The organism is Candidatus Pelagibacter sp. HIMB1485 (genome assembly GCF_052048055.1).
Lineage (GTDB): Bacteria > Pseudomonadota > Alphaproteobacteria > Pelagibacterales > Pelagibacteraceae > Pelagibacter.
Window position 1 is genome coordinate 443,567 of sequence record NZ_JBNAIN010000002.1, and the last position, 21,389, is coordinate 464,955.

24 protein-coding genes are annotated in these 21,389 nt (G+C 29.6%); 6 read left to right on the forward strand and 18 right to left on the reverse strand.

What is annotated here, in order from left to right:
- Positions 1 to 2 precede the first annotated feature (2 nt).
- The gene (hemF, locus tag ACTTA4_RS04830; protein ID WP_440633749.1) at positions 3 to 830 is read right to left on the reverse strand and encodes an oxygen-dependent coproporphyrinogen oxidase; all 828 of its coding nucleotides are present in this window, start codon (positions 828 to 830) and stop codon (positions 3 to 5) included.
- Between the two features lies 1 nt (position 831).
- Entirely contained in the window at positions 832 to 1,290 is a 459-nt protein-coding gene (locus tag ACTTA4_RS04835) for a tRNA (cytidine(34)-2'-O)-methyltransferase (RefSeq protein ID WP_440633750.1), read from the reverse strand.
- A 91-nt stretch (positions 1,291 to 1,381) separates the two neighbouring features.
- Between ACTTA4_RS04835 and petA the strand changes: the two genes are divergently transcribed.
- Genes petA through ACTTA4_RS04850 form a run of 3 tightly spaced genes read left to right on the forward strand, consistent with a single transcriptional unit; the run spans position 1,382 to position 3,945 of the window.
- Entirely contained in the window at positions 1,382 to 1,894 is a 513-nt protein-coding gene (gene petA / locus ACTTA4_RS04840; RefSeq protein WP_075506393.1) for a ubiquinol-cytochrome c reductase iron-sulfur subunit, read from the forward strand.
- Positions 1,895 to 1,901: 7 nt separating this feature from the next.
- Entirely contained in the window at positions 1,902 to 3,164 is a 1,263-nt protein-coding gene (locus ACTTA4_RS04845; protein WP_440633751.1) for a cytochrome b, read from the forward strand.
- Between the two features lie 22 nt (positions 3,165 to 3,186).
- A complete protein-coding gene (locus tag ACTTA4_RS04850) occupies positions 3,187 to 3,945 on the forward strand; it encodes a cytochrome c1 (protein WP_440634180.1) in 759 nt (252 codons plus the stop codon).
- Here ACTTA4_RS04850 and ychF read toward each other — a convergent pair.
- Genes ychF through lgt form a run of 7 tightly spaced genes read right to left on the reverse strand, consistent with a single transcriptional unit; the run spans position 3,922 to position 9,846 of the window.
- Entirely contained in the window at positions 3,922 to 4,995 is a 1,074-nt protein-coding gene (gene ychF, locus ACTTA4_RS04855; protein WP_440633752.1) for a redox-regulated ATPase YchF, read from the reverse strand. The genes ACTTA4_RS04850 and ychF overlap by 24 nt on opposite strands.
- Positions 4,995 to 5,555 (reverse strand): aminoacyl-tRNA hydrolase, encoded by a 561-nt coding sequence (gene pth, locus ACTTA4_RS04860; protein WP_440633753.1) that lies wholly within the window; start codon positions 5,553 to 5,555, stop codon positions 4,995 to 4,997. Before pth ends, ychF begins: the two co-directional genes overlap by 1 nt.
- A 40-nt stretch (positions 5,556 to 5,595) precedes the next feature.
- Complete coding sequence (locus ACTTA4_RS04865) at positions 5,596 to 6,297, reverse strand: 50S ribosomal protein L25/general stress protein Ctc (protein WP_440633754.1); 702 nt, start codon at positions 6,295 to 6,297, stop codon at positions 5,596 to 5,598.
- A 45-nt stretch (positions 6,298 to 6,342) separates the two neighbouring features.
- A complete protein-coding gene (locus tag ACTTA4_RS04870; RefSeq protein ID WP_440633755.1) occupies positions 6,343 to 7,275 on the reverse strand; it encodes a ribose-phosphate pyrophosphokinase in 933 nt (310 codons plus the stop codon).
- A 7-nt stretch (positions 7,276 to 7,282) separates the two neighbouring features.
- A complete protein-coding gene (gene pgeF / locus ACTTA4_RS04875) occupies positions 7,283 to 8,041 on the reverse strand; it encodes a peptidoglycan editing factor PgeF (protein ID WP_440633756.1) in 759 nt (252 codons plus the stop codon).
- On the reverse strand, positions 8,034 to 9,008 hold the full coding sequence (locus tag ACTTA4_RS04880; protein WP_440633757.1) for an SAM-dependent methyltransferase: 975 nt from the start codon (positions 9,006 to 9,008) through the stop codon (positions 8,034 to 8,036). The genes pgeF and ACTTA4_RS04880 overlap by 8 nt, the downstream gene beginning before the upstream one ends.
- 58 nt (positions 9,009 to 9,066) lie before the next feature.
- The gene (lgt, locus tag ACTTA4_RS04885) at positions 9,067 to 9,846 is read right to left on the reverse strand and encodes a prolipoprotein diacylglyceryl transferase (RefSeq protein WP_440633758.1); all 780 of its coding nucleotides are present in this window, start codon (positions 9,844 to 9,846) and stop codon (positions 9,067 to 9,069) included.
- A gap of 32 nt (positions 9,847 to 9,878) precedes the next feature.
- On the opposite strand from lgt, the gene ACTTA4_RS04890 reads away from it, so the two are divergent.
- Positions 9,879 to 10,130: a hypothetical protein gene (locus tag ACTTA4_RS04890; RefSeq protein ID WP_262589755.1), complete on the forward strand. Its 252-nt coding sequence runs from the start codon at positions 9,879 to 9,881 to the stop codon at positions 10,128 to 10,130.
- Here the strand turns inward: ACTTA4_RS04890 and ACTTA4_RS04895 are convergent.
- From ACTTA4_RS04895 to ACTTA4_RS04905, 3 genes are read right to left on the reverse strand one after another with little or no spacing between them, the layout of a single operon-like run.
- Positions 10,108 to 11,427: an ATP-binding protein gene (locus tag ACTTA4_RS04895; protein ID WP_440633759.1), complete on the reverse strand. Its 1,320-nt coding sequence runs from the start codon at positions 11,425 to 11,427 to the stop codon at positions 10,108 to 10,110. The genes ACTTA4_RS04890 and ACTTA4_RS04895 overlap by 23 nt on opposite strands.
- A complete protein-coding gene (locus ACTTA4_RS04900) occupies positions 11,408 to 12,085 on the reverse strand; it encodes a response regulator (RefSeq protein ID WP_440633760.1) in 678 nt (225 codons plus the stop codon). Before ACTTA4_RS04900 ends, ACTTA4_RS04895 begins: the two co-directional genes overlap by 20 nt.
- On the reverse strand, positions 12,078 to 12,515 hold the full coding sequence (locus ACTTA4_RS04905) for a MarR family winged helix-turn-helix transcriptional regulator (protein ID WP_440633761.1): 438 nt from the start codon (positions 12,513 to 12,515) through the stop codon (positions 12,078 to 12,080). The genes ACTTA4_RS04900 and ACTTA4_RS04905 overlap by 8 nt, the downstream gene beginning before the upstream one ends.
- Positions 12,516 to 12,587: 72 nt before the next feature.
- On the opposite strand from ACTTA4_RS04905, the gene ACTTA4_RS04910 reads away from it, so the two are divergent.
- Positions 12,588 to 13,469 carry a branched-chain amino acid aminotransferase gene (locus ACTTA4_RS04910; RefSeq protein ID WP_440633762.1) on the forward strand — a complete coding sequence of 294 codons (882 nt, stop codon included), beginning with the start codon at positions 12,588 to 12,590 and terminating at the stop codon, positions 13,467 to 13,469.
- Here the strand turns inward: ACTTA4_RS04910 and pgsA are convergent.
- The 6 genes from pgsA to uvrB are packed head-to-tail and all read right to left on the reverse strand — an operon-like array spanning position 13,466 to position 20,162.
- Entirely contained in the window at positions 13,466 to 14,050 is a 585-nt protein-coding gene (pgsA, locus tag ACTTA4_RS04915) for a CDP-diacylglycerol--glycerol-3-phosphate 3-phosphatidyltransferase (RefSeq protein WP_440613807.1), read from the reverse strand. The genes ACTTA4_RS04910 and pgsA overlap by 4 nt on opposite strands.
- A gap of 2 nt (positions 14,051 to 14,052) precedes the next feature.
- Positions 14,053 to 15,888, reverse strand: a complete 1,836-nt coding sequence (gene uvrC, locus ACTTA4_RS04920) for an excinuclease ABC subunit UvrC (RefSeq protein WP_440633763.1) — start codon at positions 15,886 to 15,888, stop codon at positions 14,053 to 14,055.
- Positions 15,875 to 16,300 (reverse strand): dihydroneopterin aldolase, encoded by a 426-nt coding sequence (locus ACTTA4_RS04925; protein ID WP_440633764.1) that lies wholly within the window; start codon positions 16,298 to 16,300, stop codon positions 15,875 to 15,877. Before ACTTA4_RS04925 ends, uvrC begins: the two co-directional genes overlap by 14 nt.
- The gene (locus ACTTA4_RS04930) at positions 16,301 to 17,257 is read right to left on the reverse strand and encodes an alpha/beta hydrolase family protein (RefSeq protein WP_440633765.1); all 957 of its coding nucleotides are present in this window, start codon (positions 17,255 to 17,257) and stop codon (positions 16,301 to 16,303) included.
- Positions 17,254 to 18,006, reverse strand: a complete 753-nt coding sequence (locus ACTTA4_RS04935; RefSeq protein WP_440633766.1) for an SDR family oxidoreductase — start codon at positions 18,004 to 18,006, stop codon at positions 17,254 to 17,256. The genes ACTTA4_RS04930 and ACTTA4_RS04935 overlap by 4 nt, the downstream gene beginning before the upstream one ends.
- Entirely contained in the window at positions 17,988 to 20,162 is a 2,175-nt protein-coding gene (uvrB, locus tag ACTTA4_RS04940) for an excinuclease ABC subunit UvrB (RefSeq protein ID WP_440633767.1), read from the reverse strand. Before uvrB ends, ACTTA4_RS04935 begins: the two co-directional genes overlap by 19 nt.
- Positions 20,163 to 20,198: 36 nt before the next feature.
- Here uvrB and ACTTA4_RS04945 point away from each other — a divergent pair, with 36 nt between their 5' ends.
- The gene (locus ACTTA4_RS04945) at positions 20,199 to 21,386 is read left to right on the forward strand and encodes a pyridoxal phosphate-dependent aminotransferase (RefSeq protein WP_440633768.1); all 1,188 of its coding nucleotides are present in this window, start codon (positions 20,199 to 20,201) and stop codon (positions 21,384 to 21,386) included.
- Positions 21,387 to 21,389 lie beyond the last annotated feature (3 nt).

The following is a 21,389-nucleotide window of genomic DNA, read 5'->3' on the forward strand; positions in this document are numbered from 1 at the left end:
TTTTATTTCCACTTTGCTAAGGGAGGTAATGACATTAAAATTCCTTCTACATTACCACCAGTTTGTAATCCAAATTTAGTTCCTCTGTCATACAGTAAATTAAATTCTGCGTAACGACCTCTTTTAATATACTGCTTCTCTTTTTCTTTTAAAGACCATTTTTTCTTAATTTTTTTTCTAATAATTTCATTAAAGATCATTTGAAAAGTAATACCAACATCTCTTACAAATTTAAAATCTTTTTCGAAATTATCATCTTTATAATCAAAAAAAATTCCCCCAATTCCTCTAGCTTCTTTTCTGTGGGGTAAATAAAAATATTCATCACACCATTTTTTATATTTTTTATAATAATTTTTATTATGTTGATCACACATTAACTTCAAAGTTTTATGAAATTTATTTTTTTCATTATCATCTTTTATAGCTGGAGTTACATCCATTCCTCCGCCAAACCAATTTTTTTGAGTGCTGATATATCTTGTATTAAAATGCATAGCTGGAATGTGTGGATTTTGCATATGCATAACTATTGAAATTCCTGAGGCCCAAAATCTAGGATCTTTCTCAGCTCCTGGTATATTTTTTTGAAATTTTTTTGGAAATTTTCCATATACCTTTGAGAAATTTACTCCAACTTTTTCAAAAATTTTTCCATTTTTTAAAATTCTATATTCACCACCACCTTCATCTTTTTTAGAGTTTCTTTTCCAAGAAGTTGATTGAAATTTTATTTTGTTGTTTTCTAATTCAAGTATGTCATTGCAAATTGCATTTTGTAATAATTTGAACCAATTGCTAGCTAGGTCTTTTTTAATTGAATTGTCCATATTAAATTAAATTATTTTGCCTTAAACTTTCAGCCAAAACTATTGCAACTGAGGATGCTATATTTAGAGATCTCGCATTTTCATTCATTGGAATTTTTAGACGATCACCAATCAGCTTATGAACCTTCTCTGGAACACCAGCGCTCTCTCTTCCAAATAATATTGTATCATCAGCTTTAAAATTAAATTTAGTATAATTTATAGAACCCTTTGTTGTCATTAAAACAATTCTTTGATTCTTTTTTTCTTCAAAAAAATGTTCTGCACTTTGGTAAAATTTAATTTTATCATAGTCCATGTAGTCCATGACAACTCTTTTGAACCTTTTGTCAGATAATAAAAATCCACAAGGCTCAATAATTTCTAATTCCGCTCCTAAACAGGCACATGTTCGTATAATTGCAGCTGTATTCTGTGGAATATCTGGTTCGTATAGTGAAATTTTAGGTCTTGGCTTCATCCGTAATGTGTCATTCTTTCAGTAGAAAAATTGCTGTTATCTTATAAGAAATCGTATATTAAGTTAATTTTTTAACAAAAAACTATTTAAAATGTCAGATAAAAAGCCAAAAAAAAGAAGAGATTTTTTATTTACAGCGACCACAGCAGTAGGTGCAGTTGGAGCTGCAGCAGTAGTGTGGCCCATGGTAGATCAAATGAATCCAGATGCTTCAGTTAAAGCATTAGCAAGTACCGAGGTAGATGTAAGTTCAGTCAAACCTGGAAACACAATTACAGTTCTATGGAGAGGAAAACCAGTTTTCATCAGAAGAAGAACACAAGAAGAGATCGACGAAGCAAGATCTGTTAAAATGGAAGAATTAATTCATCCAGAAAAAGATGAGGATAGAGCAAAAAATCCTGAATGGTTAGTCATGCTTGGAGTTTGTACTCATTTAGGATGTGTGCCTTTGAATGACAAAGGTGATTATAATGGATGGTTTTGTCCTTGTCACGGTTCTCACTATGATACATCTGGAAGAATTAGAAAAGGACCAGCTCCTTGGAATATGGAAGTTCCAAAGTATGAATTCGTTAACGCAAACACAATTAAAATAGGATAGTATATTAATGAGTGATCACGATTATAGACCTAAATCAAAAGTTGGTCAGTGGTTTAATGATAGATTACCGTTACTTACTCTTGCAAATCATTTAACGGATTATCCTACTCCAAAAAACTTAAATTACTGGTGGACATTTGGAGGAATTTTAACTTTTTGCTTAATCACACAAATTATAACAGGATTAACTTTGGCAATGCACTACATTGCTCATGCTGACATGGCATTTGAGAGTGTTGAGCATATCATGAGAGATGTGAACTATGGATGGTTAATTAGATACATTCATGCAAATGGAGCATCAATGTTTTTTCTTGCTGTATATATTCATATCTTTAGATCGTTATTTTATGGTTCTTACAAAGCACCAAGAGAAATAATTTGGATTATTGGAATAGTAATCTACTTGTTAATGATGGCAGCTGCATTCATGGGCTACGTTTTACCTTGGGGACAAATGAGTTTCTGGGGAGCAACTGTTATTACAAATTTATTTAGTGCAATCCCATTAGTAGGTGAGGGAATTGTAACATGGTTATGGGGTGGATACTCAGTTGATAATCCAACTTTAACAAGATTTTTCACTCTACATTACTTAATTCCATTTTTAATAGCAGGACTTGTAATTTTACATATATGGGCTCTGCATGTACCTGGAAATAACAATCCAGTTGGTATTGATATCAAAAAACCTTCAAAGGACACTGTCCCATTCCATCCATACATTGTAATTAAGGATGGTTTCGCATTATTAATGTTTATGATTGTTTTTGCATTTTTTGTTTTTTATACGCCAAATATTTTGGGTCACGCAGATAATTACATAGAGGCAAATCCTATGGTAACTCCAGCTCATATAGTTCCAGAATGGTATTTGTTACCTTTTTATGCGATATTAAGATCGGTACCAGATAAACTACTTGGAGTAATTGCAATGCTATCTGCTATCTTAATACTTGCAGCTTTACCTTGGTTAGATACTTCAAAAATTAGATCAGCAGTATTTAGACCTTTGTACAAACAGTTTTACTGGATTTTAGTAGCAGACGTTTTAATTCTTGGTTACATGGGGGCAATGCCTGCAGAAGGTCTTTATTTATTAATTGCAAGAGTAGCAACTGCCTATTATTTCTTACATTTCTTGGTTATCCTCCCTGTGCTTGGATTTAAAGAGAGAACATTACCTGTTCCACTAAGTATAACGGAACCTATTTTAGGTGGATCACCTAACTTAGCAGCAGCAAAACACAGAGAAAGTAAGATAAAATAAAGTGAAAAAGTTATTTAAATTAATTTTAATACTTTCATTTTTTTCTCTAAATAGTGTCCAAACATTTGCTGCAGAAAAAGTAGATTATCTTAAAACAGATTGGAGTTTTAAAGGTCTTTTTGGAAAATTTGATAGGGCAGCTCTTCAAAGAGGGTATCAAGTTTATACTGAAGTTTGTGCTTCTTGCCATTCAATGAAATATTTGAGCTATAGAAATTTATCAGAAGAGGGCGGACCAGAGTTTTCAGAGGCAGCTGCAAAAGCAATAGCTGCTTCTTTTGAGGTTACAGATGGACCTAACGCTGATGGCGAAATGTTTACTAGACCTGGAAAACTTTCAGATAAATTTGTGATGCCATATGACAATGTAAAAGCCGCACAAGCAGCTAATGGAGGAGCGTATCCACCAGACATGTCTGTTTTAGTTAAAGCTAGAGGCGGTGGAGTTGATTATATTTATTCTTTACTTCAAGGTTATGAAGATCCACCAAGTGGAGTAACTTTGGATGATGGAGTTTATTACAACAAATATATGTATGGTAATAAGATCAGAATGGCAGCACCATTATCAGATGGAATTGTAGAGTACGGGGATGGTACCAATGCATCAGTTGAACAGATGTCAAAAGATGTAACAACATTTTTAATGTGGGCTGCGGAGCCTCACTTAGAAGCAAGACACCAAATGGGATTTAAAGCTATAGTATATTTGATTATTTTAACTATTTTAGTTTACTTTAGTATGAAGAAAATCTGGTCACGTGTTGAATCTGAAGTTTAACACATCTCCATCTTTAACAATATAATCTTTTCCTTCTAATCTCATTTTCCCATTTGCTTTAGAATTTACCCAGCCATCATTTGCTATAAAATCTTCATAAGAAATAGTTTCAGCTCGTATAAAGCCTTTTTCAAAATCAGTATGTATTTCACCAGCTGCCTTAGGAGCTGTACAATTTTTTTTAATTGTCCATGCTCTTGTTTCTTCAGGACCCGATGTAAAATAAGTGTCTAGTTCTAGTATATTGTAACCTTTTTGAATTAACATATTTAATCCAGTTTCTTTTAAACCTATCATTTCCATATAATTTTTTTTCTCTTCAGCAGGTAGCTCATTAATTTGATTTTCTATGTCAGCAGATACGATTAGAGTATTTTCATTTCCAAATTTTTCTATGAAATCATTTGTATATTTGTTGCCATTCTGAACACTTTGTTCATCAACATTACAAACATATATTTTTGGCTTAATTGATAATAAACCACTTTGATTTAATTGCTTGGTATCAAATTGTGTTTTTAGAATTGAAATATCTTTATCATTATTTATGCAATCCAGAGCAATTTCTAAAATTTTAAGTTGCTCTTCATCTACATTTTTCTTGTTATTTTTTTCCAATCTTTTTTGAATACTTTCAAGATCTGCAAGCATCATTTCAGTTTCAATAATTTCTAAATCTCTGACTGGATTTACATCAGGATTAACATTTTGGATATCATCTGAGTCAAAACATCTAATCATATGAATTACCGCATCAACTTCCCTGATATGAGAAAGAAATTTATTTCCTAATCCTTCTCCTTTTGAAGCTCCTTTTACAAGACCAGCAATATCAACGAATGAAATTGTAGTATTAATTATCTTTTTAGAGTTAGAGACTTTTGATAATTTAGACAATCTTTCATCAGGTACGGGAACTACCCCAACATTTGGATCAATTGTACAAAATGGAAAATTAGCTGCTTGTGCTTTACTAGAATTTGTTAGTGCATTAAAAAGCGTAGACTTACCAACATTTGGCAAACCAACAATTCCACATTTAAAACTCATTATTTATTATTAACTGTGCTTGAAAATAGATCTAATTTTTTTTCAATTAATATTGAAATTGACTCAGTAATATTATCTGTAATTTTTTCTAATCCAACCATTTCATCTTCATCAAAATTTTGAAGTACAAAATCACTTACTTCCATATTGTCTTTTGGTTTTCCAATACCAATTCTTACTCTAGAATAATCCTTACCAATAAATTTATCTATTGAAGCTATACCATTATGACCTGCACTAGATCCGCCAAACTTAGCTTTAATTTTTCCAAATTCTACATCCAAATCATCATGAAAAACTATGACATCCTCGGTATCAATTTTAAAATATTCTATTAATTCTCTTATACAGATTCCTGAATTATTCATGAAAGTTAAAGGTTTAATTGCATATATTTTTTTGTCTCCAACATTTCCTGTTGTAAGCAAACCTTTAAATTTTGGTTTTTGTTTTGATAGACCAAATTTTTTATTTATCGAGTCTATAATTTTAAAACCTACATTATGTCTATTATTTTCACTATCTGGCGTTGGGTTACCTAGTCCTACAAATAAAAGCATGAGAATTTTTTAATGGAAAACAAACTTTAGTTTAAATAATTTATTTTTTTTCTTCAGCAGGCTTATCTTCGCCTTCTTTTTTATCACTCTCTGCTGCTGGCTTGTCTCCTTCAGCTGCTGCACCTTCTGCACCCGCTTCTCCTTCGGCAGCTTCAGCTTCAGCTGGTTTTTCTGGTTCTTTCATAACAGTTGGAGCCGCAAGTGTTGCAATAACGAAATCCCTACCTTGAATAGTTGGTAAAACTTCAGGATCTAGATTAATTGATGAAATTTTAAAACTTACTCCAATATCAATACCATCTAAATCAATTAAAAGATGGTCAGGTATTTTTTCGCTTGGACATTTTAATTCAACTTTTCTTCTTACAATATTCAATACGCCACCTTTTTTTAATCCAGGTGATTTTTCATGATTAATAAATTTGACTGGAACCTCAATTCTAATTTTAAGACCAGGCACAACTCTTAAAAAATCAACGTGTATAGGTTCGTCTGACAAAATGTGATATTTTACTTCTCTTGGAAGCACATTTTGTGGATTACCATTTACATTTAATGTAAGAATTGTAGATAAAAAATTTGAGTCTTCTAACATCGACTTTAGCAGTTTCTTAGATATAGAAACTTTTTCATTTTGAGCTTCTCCGCCGTAAATTATAGCCGGAACTTCTCCATTATCTCTTAGTGAGTTAAGCTCGCCTTTTGTTTTAGTATCTCTGATGTTAGCTTCTAAAGTATTCATAAAAACAAGGGTTTTTAGCTCAAGATCCTTAATAACACAAGGTAATTATTTAAATAAATCAGATACAGAAGTAGAATTTGATATTCTTTTAATTGCTTCACCCATTAGCCCTGAAATAGATAAAACTTCAATGTTTTTTGTACCTTTTATTTTGTCACTATTATCAATTGTGTCTGTAATTACTAAATTTTTGATAACAGAATTTTTAATTTTTTTGACCGCTTCACCACTAAGTACACCGTGAGTAATATAAACGTAAACTTCTTTTGCACCTCTATCTTTTAAAGCTTTAGCTGCATTTACAATTGTTCCACCTGAGTCGATAATATCGTCCACAATTATACATGTCTTACCTTTTACATCCCCAATTACATTCATAACCTGAGATTGTCCTGGCTTAGGTCTTCTTTTGTCTACTATGGCTAGACCAACATTTAAAAGTTTTCCAAGAGATCTTGCTCTTTCAGTACCACCCACATCTGGAGCCACACAAATCATATTTTTACTTTTAATTTTTTTCTTTACGTGTCTTGCAAAAATAGGAGTAGCAAATAAGTTATCTACAGGAATATCAAAAAATCCTTGAATTTGACCTGCATGCAAATCTACTGTTACAACACGATCTGCTCCTGCTTTTGTAATTAAGTTTGATACTAATTTTGCTGAAATTGAAGTTCTTGGGACAACTTTTCTATCTTGTCTTGCATAACCAAAATATGGAATTACAGCAGTTATATTTTTGGCAGATGATCTTTTTAAAGCATCTATACATAATAAAAGTTCCATTAAATTATCATTCGCTGGTGAAGAAACAGACTGAATAATAAAAATACTATTTCCTCTTATGTTTTCATTAATCTCAACATAAATTTCACCATCAGAAAAATTTCTAATACTTGAATTGACTAATTTAGATTTTAAATATTTAGCAATATTCTTACTAAGTGGTTTATTGCTATTTCCTGATAATAATTTCATGAAAAACCTAATTAAGCATAATTATTGAAATATTTCTACCATAATCAGCATGATTTAAATTTTTTGATCTTCTAGCACTAAAAAATTTATTTTTAGCATCGAATGTATCAACGTCAATTTTTTCTATTTTTTTCACCCCAGACTTAAGAATTAACGCTTTAACGTAACTAGATAAATTGAAATATAACTTTTCTTTACCAATTTTAAAAAATTTATGATTAGTTTTGTCTTTTCTTATAAATTTTTTATAAAAATCTTTTTGAACTTCATAATTTTTAACTGATATTGATGGACCTATAACTGCTGTAATATTTTTTGTTTTAGACCCTCTCTTAACCATAAATTTAATCACTTTTGATATAATTCCCTTAAAAGCACCCTTCCACCCTGAATGAATTGCAGCTATCATTTTTCTCTGATTGTCAAAAACAAGTATTGGTACACAATCTGCAGTCAAAACTGCAATAGGTAAATTTACTTGATCAGTAATAATTGCATCAGCCTTAGGTTTTATTTTTGATTTATGCTTTTTGTCAATAAATACGAATTTATTACTATGAATTTGATTAAGTAAAAAAATATTTTTTGATTTCTTGGAAATTTTATTTTTAACAATATTTAAATTTTTTTTTACATTTGCACTATTGTCATTTGAACCTGGACCACAATTTAAACTTTTATAAATATTTTTTGATACACCACCGATGCTATTAAAAAAACCATGTTTAATAGCTTTATTTTTTGAAAGCTTTTTAGATTTAATCAATTTGAAAACCTGTTTTAAATTTATTGTTTTTAATTTTAATCAACATTACCTTAAACAACTCTCCCATTTGTTTCTCATCAATTAAACGTCTAATTCTATAAAATAGATCTGTTTTTTGTGAGAAGGCTATATTATTACTTACAATCTCTGCTCTCTGCAAAATTCCCATACTTGTTAAGAATTTTTTTTGATTAGTAATTAGATGATCTAGTTTTTCAAATTGATTAATATAATTAGAATATAAATTAAAATTTAAATTGTATGTGATATCAGAGTCGCCAATATCTTCTAATATGTTTGAAAATTTATGATCCTTTATTGCTTGAATAGTATTTTTTATTTTCAGATCTAAATATCCATAATCAATTATTAAAAGTCCGCCATTTCTTTTCTCAATAATTTTACAAATTTTCTCTAGATATTTAAACGCTTCTGGAGAGTATTCAATAATATCTTGGTCCTTAGATATTTCAAATTTAAGTTCTTGCTCTATTGTTTTAATATCAACTTCTTTATCATTGAACTCAGCCCTTTTGTAAGTTTTTAAATTAACATACCTTTCAAACCAATTATTCTCCTTTTTAAAAAATTGCTTTATTGGAAGTGCATCAAAAAATTCGTTTGCAAGATAAATGCAAGGAAATGTGTTGTCGATTTCAACTTCATTTACCCAGATTATTTTTTCAGAATTTAAATTTTTTTTTTGTTCATCAATTAAATATGAGCTTTTTTCATGAATCATTAAATTACAGGAGTTAAAACAATCTGGAAAATTCTTTAATGTTTCAGACACAACTTTCATCATTTCTCCATTACCAGCGCCAAGTTCAATTAAGTTAAAATTTTTAGGTGAACCGATGCTTTTCCAAAAAGTTATTACCCAAATCGCAATTATTTCTGAAAATAGTCTTGTTATGTTGGGAGACGTAATAAAATCACCTTCTTTTCCAAAGGGATTTTTTTTCATATAATAACCATTTTCCTTATCGTAAAGAGCGTGATTTATAAATTGATCTAGAGGTAAATTAGTCAACTTGTTCATTTTTTTTCAAAAAGAAAATAATTAATCCAATTATTAAAAAGATAAAACTTATTAACTGACCCATAGTTAAATTGAATATTAGGTATCCCAATTGATCATCTGGAACTCTAAAAAATTCAACAATAAATCTAAAGATTGAATAGAAAATTAAAAACAATCCAGAAATCAATCCAGCTTTTTCAAAATTTCCTCTACTTCTAAAATAAAGTAAAATTAAAAATAGAATTAAACCTTCTAATAATGCCTCATAAATTTGTGAGGGATGTCTTGGTTGATTATCTATTTGTATGAATGTAACTGCCCAAGGTAAATTAGTTATAGTTCCATAAAGTTCAGAATTTATAAAATTTGCAATTCTTCCAAAAAATATTCCAATAGGCGCAACTATAGCGACGACGTCTAAATATAAAAACGCATCTTGATTATTTTTTTTTGCAAACAATATAGTTGCGATAACAATACCAATTACTCCTCCATGAAAAGACATGCCACCTTCCCATACTTTTAAAATATCTAATAGATTATTGATATAGAATTCAAAATTATAAAATAATACATAACCAATTCTTCCTCCTAAAATAATTCCAATAATTAAGTAAGTTATATAGTCATCAAAGTTTTTATTTATTTCAGAATTCTTTAAGAATAGTTTTTTTGCTACTAACCATCCAAATAAAATACCAGCAATATAAGCTAGCGAATACCATCTAATTTCTAAAGAAAATATTTCTATTGCAACTGGGTCAAAATTATTGATGAACATTTTAAATTATATCTATATTGTATATCTCAAATATGAAAAATTCTAAATTTATAATTGATAAATTTGCAAAACTACTAGAACAGGGGTTAATAACTTCAAAAGATTTATCATCTGAAATCTTAAATATATTTAAATCAAAGAGAGATGAATTTGTTTTTAAAATGAAACTTACTAGTAAGGATGAATTTGATATTCTTTCAAAGAGAGTAGAAAATTTAGAAAATAAAATTTCAAAATTAGAAACAAAAAAAAAGAAGAAAACTAGACTGGCAAAAAGATCTTAACTCTTAGCCCATTAAATTTTGATTTTTCCAACATAATGTTTCCGCCATGGGATTTGATAATATCAGAAGCAATTGATAGTCCTAATCCAACACTAGATTTTGAATCATTTCTTCCTTTGTCCATCTTATAAAAAGGTTTAAATACGTTTTCATATTCTTTTTTAGGTATCCCTGGACCGTCATCATCAATAATTATAAATAGATTTGAATTTTTTTTAGTTAGGTTTATTTCAACTTTGTTTGCATATTTTAATCCGTTATCTATCAAGTTATTTAAAGATCTATTGATAAGATTCTTTCTACCATTAACGTAAATTCTAGGAATTAAATTGTGAGAAATGTTTTTATTATTATATTTTTTTATTATCTCTTCTATTAGCTCGGAAAGATTGAACATTTCATCTTTTTCAACATATGATGAACTTGTAAATTGCAGATACTCATTAAGCATTTTTTCCATTTCGTTGATATCATCTGTTAACTTATCAACTGCATCTTTATCTTTAAGAAAAGCTAATTGTAGCTTCATTCTTGTTAAAGGAGTTCTTAAATCATGACTAATACCTGATAACATTTCAGTTCTCTGATTAAGATGTCTTTCAATTCTCTTTCTCATTTTGTCAAATTCATGACCTGCTTGACGTATCTCGAGTGCTCCAGAGGGTTTAAATTCTTCTATGTCTTCTCCTTTTCCAAATCTTTCAGCAGCGCGAGCTAAATTTGTAATTGGCCTCGTTTGGTTCTTTAAAAATATTAGTGAAATAATAACCATTATAATTGCAGGAACTGTAATCCATAATGCAAATATTCTTGCAGAGGTACTAGTGACTCGATCTTTTGGAACTAAAAATTTAAAATATCCATCTTCATATTTTATTCTTAAATCAACTAGTTCTTTATAGTTTGTAGTATTAAACCAGAAAATTTCAGGAGAAAATTTAGACTTCAATTCTCTTCTTAAAGTTCGATCAATTGGACTAAACCATCTTTCTTTATTTTGATCACTTAGTTTTTCATTAACTACCAATTCAATATTTAAATCTAGAAACAATGAAAAAAGATTATTCACTTCTTGCTTATCATTTTCCTCATTTTGATAAGCTTCTATAAAAGCACTAATCTCATTAACCAGAGTTCTGGTCATACCTTTATTAGTTTTAATCCACAAACTATCAAAGAAAACAATGGTGATTATTAGTTGGATAGTAATTACAGGGACCGCAACAATTAAGAGCGCTCTATAAAATAATCTTTTTGGTAAAACTTTTTTGAAATAATTACTCAATCCAGAGAACATATCCTGCACCTCTAATTGTTTGCAAAAACTTAGGACTTTTTTGATCTATTTCAATTTTTTTTCTCAATCTAGTAATAATAACATCAATAGATCTTTCTTTATCAAGATTAATCAATTTTCCTATATCTTCTCTTGAAAATGTTTTTCCAGGACTATTAATCATTTTTTCTAAAATTGTCTTTTCAGTATTATTAATTTTAAATTCTTTTTGATCTCTAATAATTAAAAGTTTATTTAAGTCGATTTTGACATTTTCAAATTCAATTATTCTTTTTTGCTCAGTTTTTTTTGTTTTATCTAAAATATTTTTAATTCTTAGAATTAATTCTTTAGGTTCAAATGGTTTGGGTAAATAATCATCTGCCCCAACCTCGAGACCTTCTATTCTTTCCTTGGCTTCTCCTTTTGCTGTAAGAAGTATAATTGGAGTATCTAGATTTTTTTTATTTTCTTCTATAAATTCTAATCCATTCTTTCCAGGCATCATTATATCGAGCACAATTAAATCAAACTTTATTATTTTTATTTTGTCAGAGGCATCTTCAGCACTATCAGCTGTGGTTACTAAATAATTATTTTCGTTTAAAAATTTTTTGACCAATGATCTAATACCATCATCGTCATCAACTACTAAAATATGAGCTAAAAAATTATCCATTAATTATTTTATTCAATACATTGTCAAAATTAACAACTTCTTCTGAACTTGAATTTAAAAGAGCAGAATAAATTCTTTTTTTTTGTAAATTAAAAATTTCTTCAAATATTTTCTTTCCTTTTTCGTTTAAAAACACATGTTTAACCCTTGTATCTTGATCGTTTTTTTTAAATATGACGATATCTAACTTTATTAAATCTTTTAAAACTCTGTTAAGGCTCTGCTTTGTTACTTTTAATTTTTTTAGAAGATCTGAAATAGAGATACCTTCATAAGATGAAATTAGGTGAATAACCTTATGATGAGCTACACCAATTGAATATTTATCTAAAATTTTTTTAGAGTCAGAAAATGTCTCTCTGTAACTAACAAATAATTTTTCAATTAAACCCTTAAGTTGATCGTCTTTAAGATATAAAAGTTCTTTCATAATGGGTAAGTTATATTGACATATCAAAGATACAAAGATATTTTTCACTGATATTTTAAAATATTTTCACTAATGATACCGTACGATAAAAGATCTGGAAAAATTTGGTACAACGATGAACTTGTTGACTGGGGAGATGTAAAGCTCCATATTTTAAGTCATGGTTTACATTATGCTAGTTGTGTTTTTGAAGGTGAAAGAGTTTATGATGGTTCTATATTTAAATTAGAGGAACATACCTCTAGATTTTTTCATTCTGCCAGAAGAATGGGTTTCGAAATTCCTTATACTGAAGAGCAAATAAATACTGCTTCAAATAAAATTATTGCAACTCAAAATGTAGAAAACGGATATGTAAGACCGGTAGCTTGGAGAGGCACTGAAATGATGGCTATATCAGCACAACAAACAAAAATTCATGTTGCAATTGCAACTTGGGAGTGGGGATCTTACTTTGATCCAAAACTAAAAGTTGAAGGCATTAAATTAAATATTTCAAACTGGAGAAGACCAGCTCCTAATACTATACCTTGGGATACTAAAGCATCAGGTTTGTATATGATTTGCACATTATCAAAACATGAAGCTGAAAAACAAGGTTACACTGATTCTTTAATGTTGGATCACGAAGGAAATATTGCTGAAGCAACAGGGGCCAATGTATTTTTTAAAGATAAAAATGGAGAAATTCACACACCAATTCCAGATTCATTCTTAGATGGAATTACAAGAAGAACTGTAATTGGAATTGCAAAATCAAAAAATATAAAAGTACATGAAAGAAAAATTAGTCCAACAGAACTTCCTAACTTTGTAGGATGCTTTTTAACAGGAACTGCTGCTGAAGTTACACCTGTATCTTGTATTGCAGAAAATCAATTCAAAGTTTGTGATACCATTATCGATCTTAATGAAAGCTATCAAGCGCTGGTGAGAAAGAAAAAAGCAGCTTAATCTTTGTTATCTTCTGATATTGCGTGATCAATACCCTTTCGTAAATAATCATAACCTGTAAATAAAGTAAGCGCAGCTGATAACCATAAAAGAATAATCCCAATAGTTTGAGCATTATAATTTTCAAAATTGATTATTTTGTTTCCAGTATCTCCTGAAAGCAGAAGACCAATAGCAACCATTTGTAACACTGTTTTGAGTTTAGCAAGATTTGAAACTGGAAGTTTAATCTGACCTTTTGCTAAAAATTCACGTAATCCAGAAATTAAAATTTCTCTAGTTAAAATTATTATAGCTGCAATAACCTCATAATTTCTGATTGTTCCATCCATCACCAGTAAAATTAGAGCTGTAGCGACTATAATTTTATCTGCAATTGGATCTAATAGTTCTCCCAATTTAGACTCTTGTCCTAACATTCTAGCTAACATGCCATCTAAAAAATCTGTAAATGAAGCAATTATAAATAAAATTAAAGCAGTTAAATCACCATAAAAACCTGGAAGATAAAATGCTAAAACAAAGAAGGGTACAATTATTATTCTTCCTATTGTCAGAATATTTGGAATTTTTTTTAACATAATTATTCGTGAAAGAAGTTATATATCTTTTTTGCTACTTTTTCTTCAACACCTTCAACAGATTTAATTTCATCCAAACTAGCAGACTCAACAGATCTTGCTGACCCAAAATGGTTTAGAAGCGCCCTTTTTCTAATTGCTCCAATACCTTCAATTTGGTCCAGTAAAGATTTACTAATTCCTTTTTTTCTCTTTGCTCTATGGGCACTGATTGCAAATCTATGAGATTCATCTCTTATCCTTTGAAGGAAGAATAGAGTGGGGTCATTTTTTGAGAATTTATATTCTTTGCCATTGTGAAAAAATGTTTCATTTCCACTATTACGAAATTTACCCTTTGCTATTGCAATAATTGGAATGTCGTGAAGTCCCAATTCATTTAAACTTTCTCTAGCTACTGAATATTGTCCTTTTCCTCCATCAACTAATACTAAATCAGGAAAAGTGAGGTAATTATCTTTTTCCTGAACGGCACGTTTAAATCTTCTGTTTAATACTTCTCTCATCATGCCGTAATCGTCTTGCTCATTTTTTTTGTGCTTGATATTGAACTTTCGATATCTCTTTTTAATAAATCCCTCATCACCATATGCAATTAAAGCTCCAACACTATTTGTTCCTTGGATATGGCTGTTATCATAAACCTCAATTAAATTTATATTTGTCTCGAGATTGAATTTCTTTGCAACTTCATCAAAAAGTTCTCGATTATTCTGACTTTCATAAAGTTTTCTATTCAAACTATCTTTTGCATTTTTTATTGCTTGATTAACTACTTTTAATTTTGAGCCTTTTTTAGCAACACTAATGTTAATTTGTTTTCCCTCTTTTTGAGTTAAAGTTTTTTCAATTAAAACTTTTTCTTTTATTTCCTCAGATAAAATTATTGCAGAAGGCACACTTTTGTTTTCATAAAATTGTGAAACAAATGAATTTAAAATATCTCCTAATTTTTCATCTGGGTCATGTTTTGGAAAAAAAGCTTGGTTACCCCAATTTTGTTTTGAACGATAAAAAAATACTTGAATACAAGTTTTGCCAGATTCTTTGTATCCAGCTATAACATCTGCCTCTACTAAGTTTGCCTCATTAATTCTTTGAGAAGATTGAATAATATTTAAAGCTTTAATTCTGTCCCTTAAAATTACTGCTTTTTCAAAATCTAATTCCTCACTTGCTTTTTCCATTTGACTTGAAAGATTTTTTTGAATTTTCCTTGATTTCCCAGACACAAACTCAATGGCATCATCAACTGTTTGTTGATAATCATTTTTTTCAACATAACCAACACATGGTCCGGAACATCTTTTTATTTGATAAAGGATACAAGGTCTTTCTCTATTTTTAAAAACAGTATCATCACAAACTCTTAGATGAAAAATTTTTTGGATCATCTTTATAGTCCAGTTAGCTGAACCTGCTGATGCAAAAGGTCCAAAATAAAATCCTTCTTTTGTCTTTTTTCCTCTATGTCTTTTAATTTGCGGCCATTTATCTTTGTTACTAATAAAGATGAATGGAAATGACTTATCATCTCTTAATAAAATATTGAATTTTGGTTTAAATTTTTTAATTAGGTTTGCTTCTAGGAGTAGAGCTTCACTTTCATTTGAAGTAGTTGTTATCTCTAATTTTCTAGTTTGAGATAACATTCTCTCTGTTCTAATTATATGATTTTTTTCAGATACATAGCTTTTAAGTCTATTAGGAAGATTTTTTGCTTTTCCCACATAAAGGATTTCATTTTTTTCATTTAGCATCCTGTAGACACCAGGAAGTTTAGGGACTAGCGATAGCTCTTTTTTAATTACTTCTTTTCCTATTTCAGAGCTTATCATGACTTCTTTTTTTGGTAATTTGAATACCAACAGATGAACATTGCTTAAGAATTTCTAATTTCTCAATTTTCAACATTATTTTAGCAATCCTTTGATCTTTGAATAATTCATCAAATACGGCTTCAGCTAATGTTTCAAGAAAGTTGTAATGTTTTTTTTTAACGAGTTTTGTAATTAATTTTACAATTGTTCCATAATTAACAATCGATCTTATATCTTTATCACTTGATGGCTTTTTATCCTCGTAATCAATTTCTAGGCTAAATTTAACTTTTTGAGGCTTTTTCTTTTCAAAGTCATAGTAGCCAAGTTTTAAATTTAAAATTAGTTCATTAATTAGAATTTTCTTTTCGTAATTAAAAAGACTTTTGTTTTTATTTATTTTAACAATTTTAAGATTATTTCTTTTCATTTATTTTATTCTTGAAGAAATATATTCTTTAATTAGTGGATGATAATGCATAAAACAATCAGCAAAATCTATAAGATGAGCGTTTTTTAATGGTTCTTCCCAATTTGATCCAGCTAATTTACATTTTTTCCCATTAATTTTTTTATTTTCAGACACTACTATTCTCTTAAAGTTAGGAACATCATCCATCCAATCAGATATTAATCCCTCATATGGATCCATGGGGTGTGTAAAAATTAAAATTGGCGCATTTCCATCTTTTATTAATTTAATTTGGTCTTCTCTCCACTGAGCCCACCCAGGTTTTTTTTTATGAAGCTTTTCCATAGCTTTTTCATAGCCAACTTTTTTTACTTTAAATTTTTTTGATAAAGTCCAAAAACATGCGGGCATCAATGAAACACCTCCGCCTACTTCATCCATATATTCTGCTGTAAATCTTAGAGTTGCCCATCCTCCACAAGAGTGACCTGATATGAAAATTTGTTTTTTTGGCACACCCAACTTCACAAATTTTTTTACAACATCTAAGTTACCCTGAACTCTCCTATCCATTTTTGATATTCCCGGGTAAGGTCCTTCCCAGTTTTTAGTCCACATTCCTATTCTTCCTAATTTAGCACCTAAATCACCTTCAAGTTGACCTTGGCAGTGTATATAGACCATAATTTCTTTATCATTTATTTTATCACCAGCTAATTGAGCCCAATTTCTGAGTTCTGATCTCCAGAAGCAATCTTTTAATTTAACATCTGCTCCATCAGATCCATGGTTGTATATTATTATTATTTTATCTTTAGGATTACTTACTTCAAAAATTTCATCAATTTTAATTTTATCTTTCCATTTGATAGTTGGTATTACAAAACCATCCTTTTTTATTTTTTCTTTTGAATTTGCATGAACAATATTGCTGAATAATAAAGAAAAAATAATTAGTATTAAAAATTTTTTCATTCTTTCCCCATTATATCTGGTGTTTGCCAGTTTAAACTTTGCCCACTATCTATTGCTAAAACTTGTCCGGTAATAGATGTATTTTTTATAAAAAAGTCAACAGCATTACATATTTGTTCCACATCCACCTGTCTTTTCAACGGAGTTGCAAGGTATTGTTTTCTAAAATGTTTTTCAGATTGTCTTTGATTTTTAATAGTCGGTCCAGGTGCAATACCGTTTACTCTAATTTTTGGGGCTAAACTCATAGCACTAGTCTTGGTCAAAGTATAAAGTCCAGTTTTACTAATTGTGTAGGAAAAAAAATATGGAGTTAGTTTGAAAACTCTTTGATCAATAATGTTAATTATATTGTTATTTGTTCCTTTAACATTTTTTGAAAATTCTTTTGATAACAGTGCAGGTGTTCTTAAATTTGTTCTTAAATGTTGCCCCCAACTATCTGTTGTAAAATTTTCTAATTTATCATTTTCAAACAAAGAGGCATTATTAATTAGACAATCAAAATACTTAAGTTTTGATTTTGCATATTTTACAATTTTATTTACATCATTTTCTTTACTTAAATCACCTTTAACTAAGTAAACCTTAGTACCATTATTTGATAGTTCTTTTTTTAACTTCTCAGCTTTTAATTTTGATTTATTAAAATGAATTAAAATTTCTTTATTGGGACCTGATAATTTTTTTGCAATTGCAGCACCAATTCTTGTTGCACCACCAGTTATAATTATTTTCCGTGCTTCCATTTTTTATCTCTTTTTTTTGTAACTTTTGTACCAGGCATTCCCATTGTTGATCGACCTTTAGGATAAAGTTTATTTTTTACATCATACTGCCTTATTTTTGGATTTAATGTAATTTCTAATTCGCTACTTTCCAACTTTCTTATTTCGTCTCTAATTTTAGCAGCTTCTTCAAATTCAAGATTGGATGCAGCTTCTTTCATCTTTTTATCTAGTGCTTTAAGATGTTTCTTTAAGTTTCCACCAACATTAGAACCCTCGCTTATTTTTACATAATCTTTCTCATAAACACTCTCTAAAATATCGCTAATTTCTTTTTTAACTGATGTTGCGCTAATTTTGTGTTTTTTATTATAAGCTATTTGAATATTTCTTCTTCTATCAGTTTCAGCAACTGCCTTTTTTATACTTTTAGTCTCCTTATCAGCATACAAAATAACTTTTCCATCTACATTTCTCGCTGCTCTTCCTATTGTTTGAATAAGAGAAGTTTCTGATCTTAGAAAACCTTCTTTGTCCGCATCTAAAATTCCAACTAGCGCACATTCAGGAATATCAAGACCTTCTCTTAATAAGTTGATACCAACTAAAACATCGAATACACCCATTCTTAAATCTCTCATTATTTCAATTCTCTCTAAAGTATCGATATCTGAGTGAAGGTACCTAACTTTAATTCCATTTTCATGAAGATATTCAGTTAAATCTTCTGCCATTTTCTTAGTAAGAGTTGTGACTAAAACTCGATGATTGTTTTCAATCACTCTTTTGCATTCGTGCATCAAATCATCTACCTGATTTTTTGCAGGTCTAATTTCAACTACAGGATCAATTAGTCCAGTTGGTCTGATAACTTGATCAATAAATTTTCCTTTTGTTTGTTCTAGTTCCCACGGTCCTGGTGTTGCAGATACAAATACAGTTTGAGTTCTCATTAAATCCCACTCTTCAAACTTTAATGGTCTATTATCCATACACGATGGTAGTCTAAAACCATATTCTGCAAGAGTACTTTTTCTTGATCTATCTCCTTTGTACATTCCATTAAGTTGTGGAACAGTTACATGACATTCATCAACAAATATCAATGTGTTATCTGGAAAATATTCAAATAGAGTAGGAGGAGGTTCTCCAGGTTTTCTTCCAGATAAAAATCTTGAATAGTTTTCAATTCCAGCACAAGAACCAGTTGCTTCAATCATTTCTAAATCAAACTTAGTTCTTTCTTCTAACCTTTGAGCCTCTAATAATTTATTTTCTGCTCTATGTTTTTTTAAAGTTATTTCTAATTCTTTTTTAATATTAATAACTGCTTGTTCAATTGTAGGCTTAGGAGTTATGTAATGACTATTCGCATAGACTTTTACTAAACTTAGCTCTCTAACTTTATCTCCTGTTAAAGGATCAAACTCTTCAATTTGCTCTAATTTATCTCCAAATAGACAAAGCCTCCAAGCTCTATCTTCTAGATGGGAGGGAAAGATTTCTAAATATTCTCCTCTAGCTCTAAATGTTCCTCTATAAAAATTTTGATCATTTCTTTTGTATTGTAAAGCTACTAATGATTTAATTATTTCTTCTCTGTTGTAATCATAATTTTTTTGAAGAGTTAGCGTCATTTTACTGTACGCCTCAACAGAACCTAATCCATAAATACATGAAACACTTGCTACAATTAAAACATCATCTCTTTCCAAAAGAGATCTGGTTGCAGAGTGTCTCATTCGATCAATTTGTTCATTAATCGATGCCTCTTTTTCTATATAAGTGTCAGATCTTGGAACATAAGCCTCCGGTGTATAATAGTCATAATAAGAGACAAAGTACTCAACTGCATTATCTGGAAAAAATGTTTTCATTTCTCCATAGAGTTGTGCTGCAAGTGTTTTGTTTGGAGCAAGTATCAATGCTGGTCTATTAGTAGCCTCGATTACTTTTGCCATTGTAAAAGTTTTTCCAGATCCTGTAACTCCAAGTAATACTTGATTAAATTGATCTTTATTTGCACCATTTACTAATTTCTTAATAGCTTCTGGTTGATCACCTGCAGGTTTAAAATCAGATTTAATTTTGAATTTTTTTCCACCTTCGAGTTTTCCACCAATTTTAGGATTTTTACTCTGAATATCTGTAATTATATCTTGATAAGTATTTTCCATATATTAAACAGCGTATTAGAATTTATTTATATTTCAATGAGCATAATATCAGACAGTTTAAAACGAATTAAACCATCACCAACTATTGCAGTTACTCAAAAAGCAAGAGAACTTAGAGCTGCAGGAAAAGATGTAATTGGACTTGGGGCTGGAGAACCAGATTTCGATACACCAGATAATATTAAAAATGCTGCAATTAAAGCTATCAAAAGTGGAGACACAAAATATACAGCAGTAGATGGAACGCCTGCTTTAAAAAAAGCAATTGTAGATAAGTTTAAAAGAGAAAACAAAATTAATTACACTACAGATCAAATCACTGTTGGAACTGGTGGAAAACAAGTTCTTTATAATGCTTTCATGGCAACTTTAAACAAAGGTGATGAGGTTATTATTCCAGCACCTTTCTGGGTTTCTTATCCTGATATGGTTTTATTAGCTGGTGGAAAACCAAAGATAGTTAAGTGCACAGAGGAAGAAGGATTTAAACTTACTGCAAGTAAATTAAAAAAAGCTATTACTAAAAAAACAAAATGGGTGATTTTAAATTCACCTTCCAATCCAACTGGAGCGGGTTATTCAAAAAAAGAAATTGAAGATTTAGCTAAAGTTTTAATTAGAAATAAAAGAGTTCATATTTTGAGTGACGATATATATGAACATATAGCATACGATAATTTTAATTTTTATACGATTGCCCAAAATTCTAAATTAAAAGATAGAACTTTGACTATGAATGGGGTTAGTAAATCGTATGCAATGACAGGTTGGAGAATAGGGTATGCCGCAGGACCAAAAGATATCATTAAAGCAATTGGTAAAATTCAATCTCAATCTACATCTAATCCATCATCAATCAGCCAAGCTGCTGCAGTTGAAGCTTTAAATGGAAATCAAGGTTTTATAAAAAAAAGATCAAAAGCTTTCAAAGAAAGAAGAGATTTTGTAGTAAAAAGTTTAAACAGCATTAATGGTATAAATTGTTTAACACCTAATGGGGCATTTTATGTATTTCCAAGTTGTAAGGAATTGTTAAATAAAAAAACTAAATTGAAAACTGATACCGAGTTTGTTCAAAAACTACTTGAGCAATCTAATGTTGCAGTTGTTCAAGGATCTGCATTTGGTTTAGATGGATACTTTAGAATTTCTTATGCTACTTCAATGCAAAATTTGAAGAAAGCAATGGATAGAATAAAATCCTTTTGCGAAAGCCTTTCTTAAGAA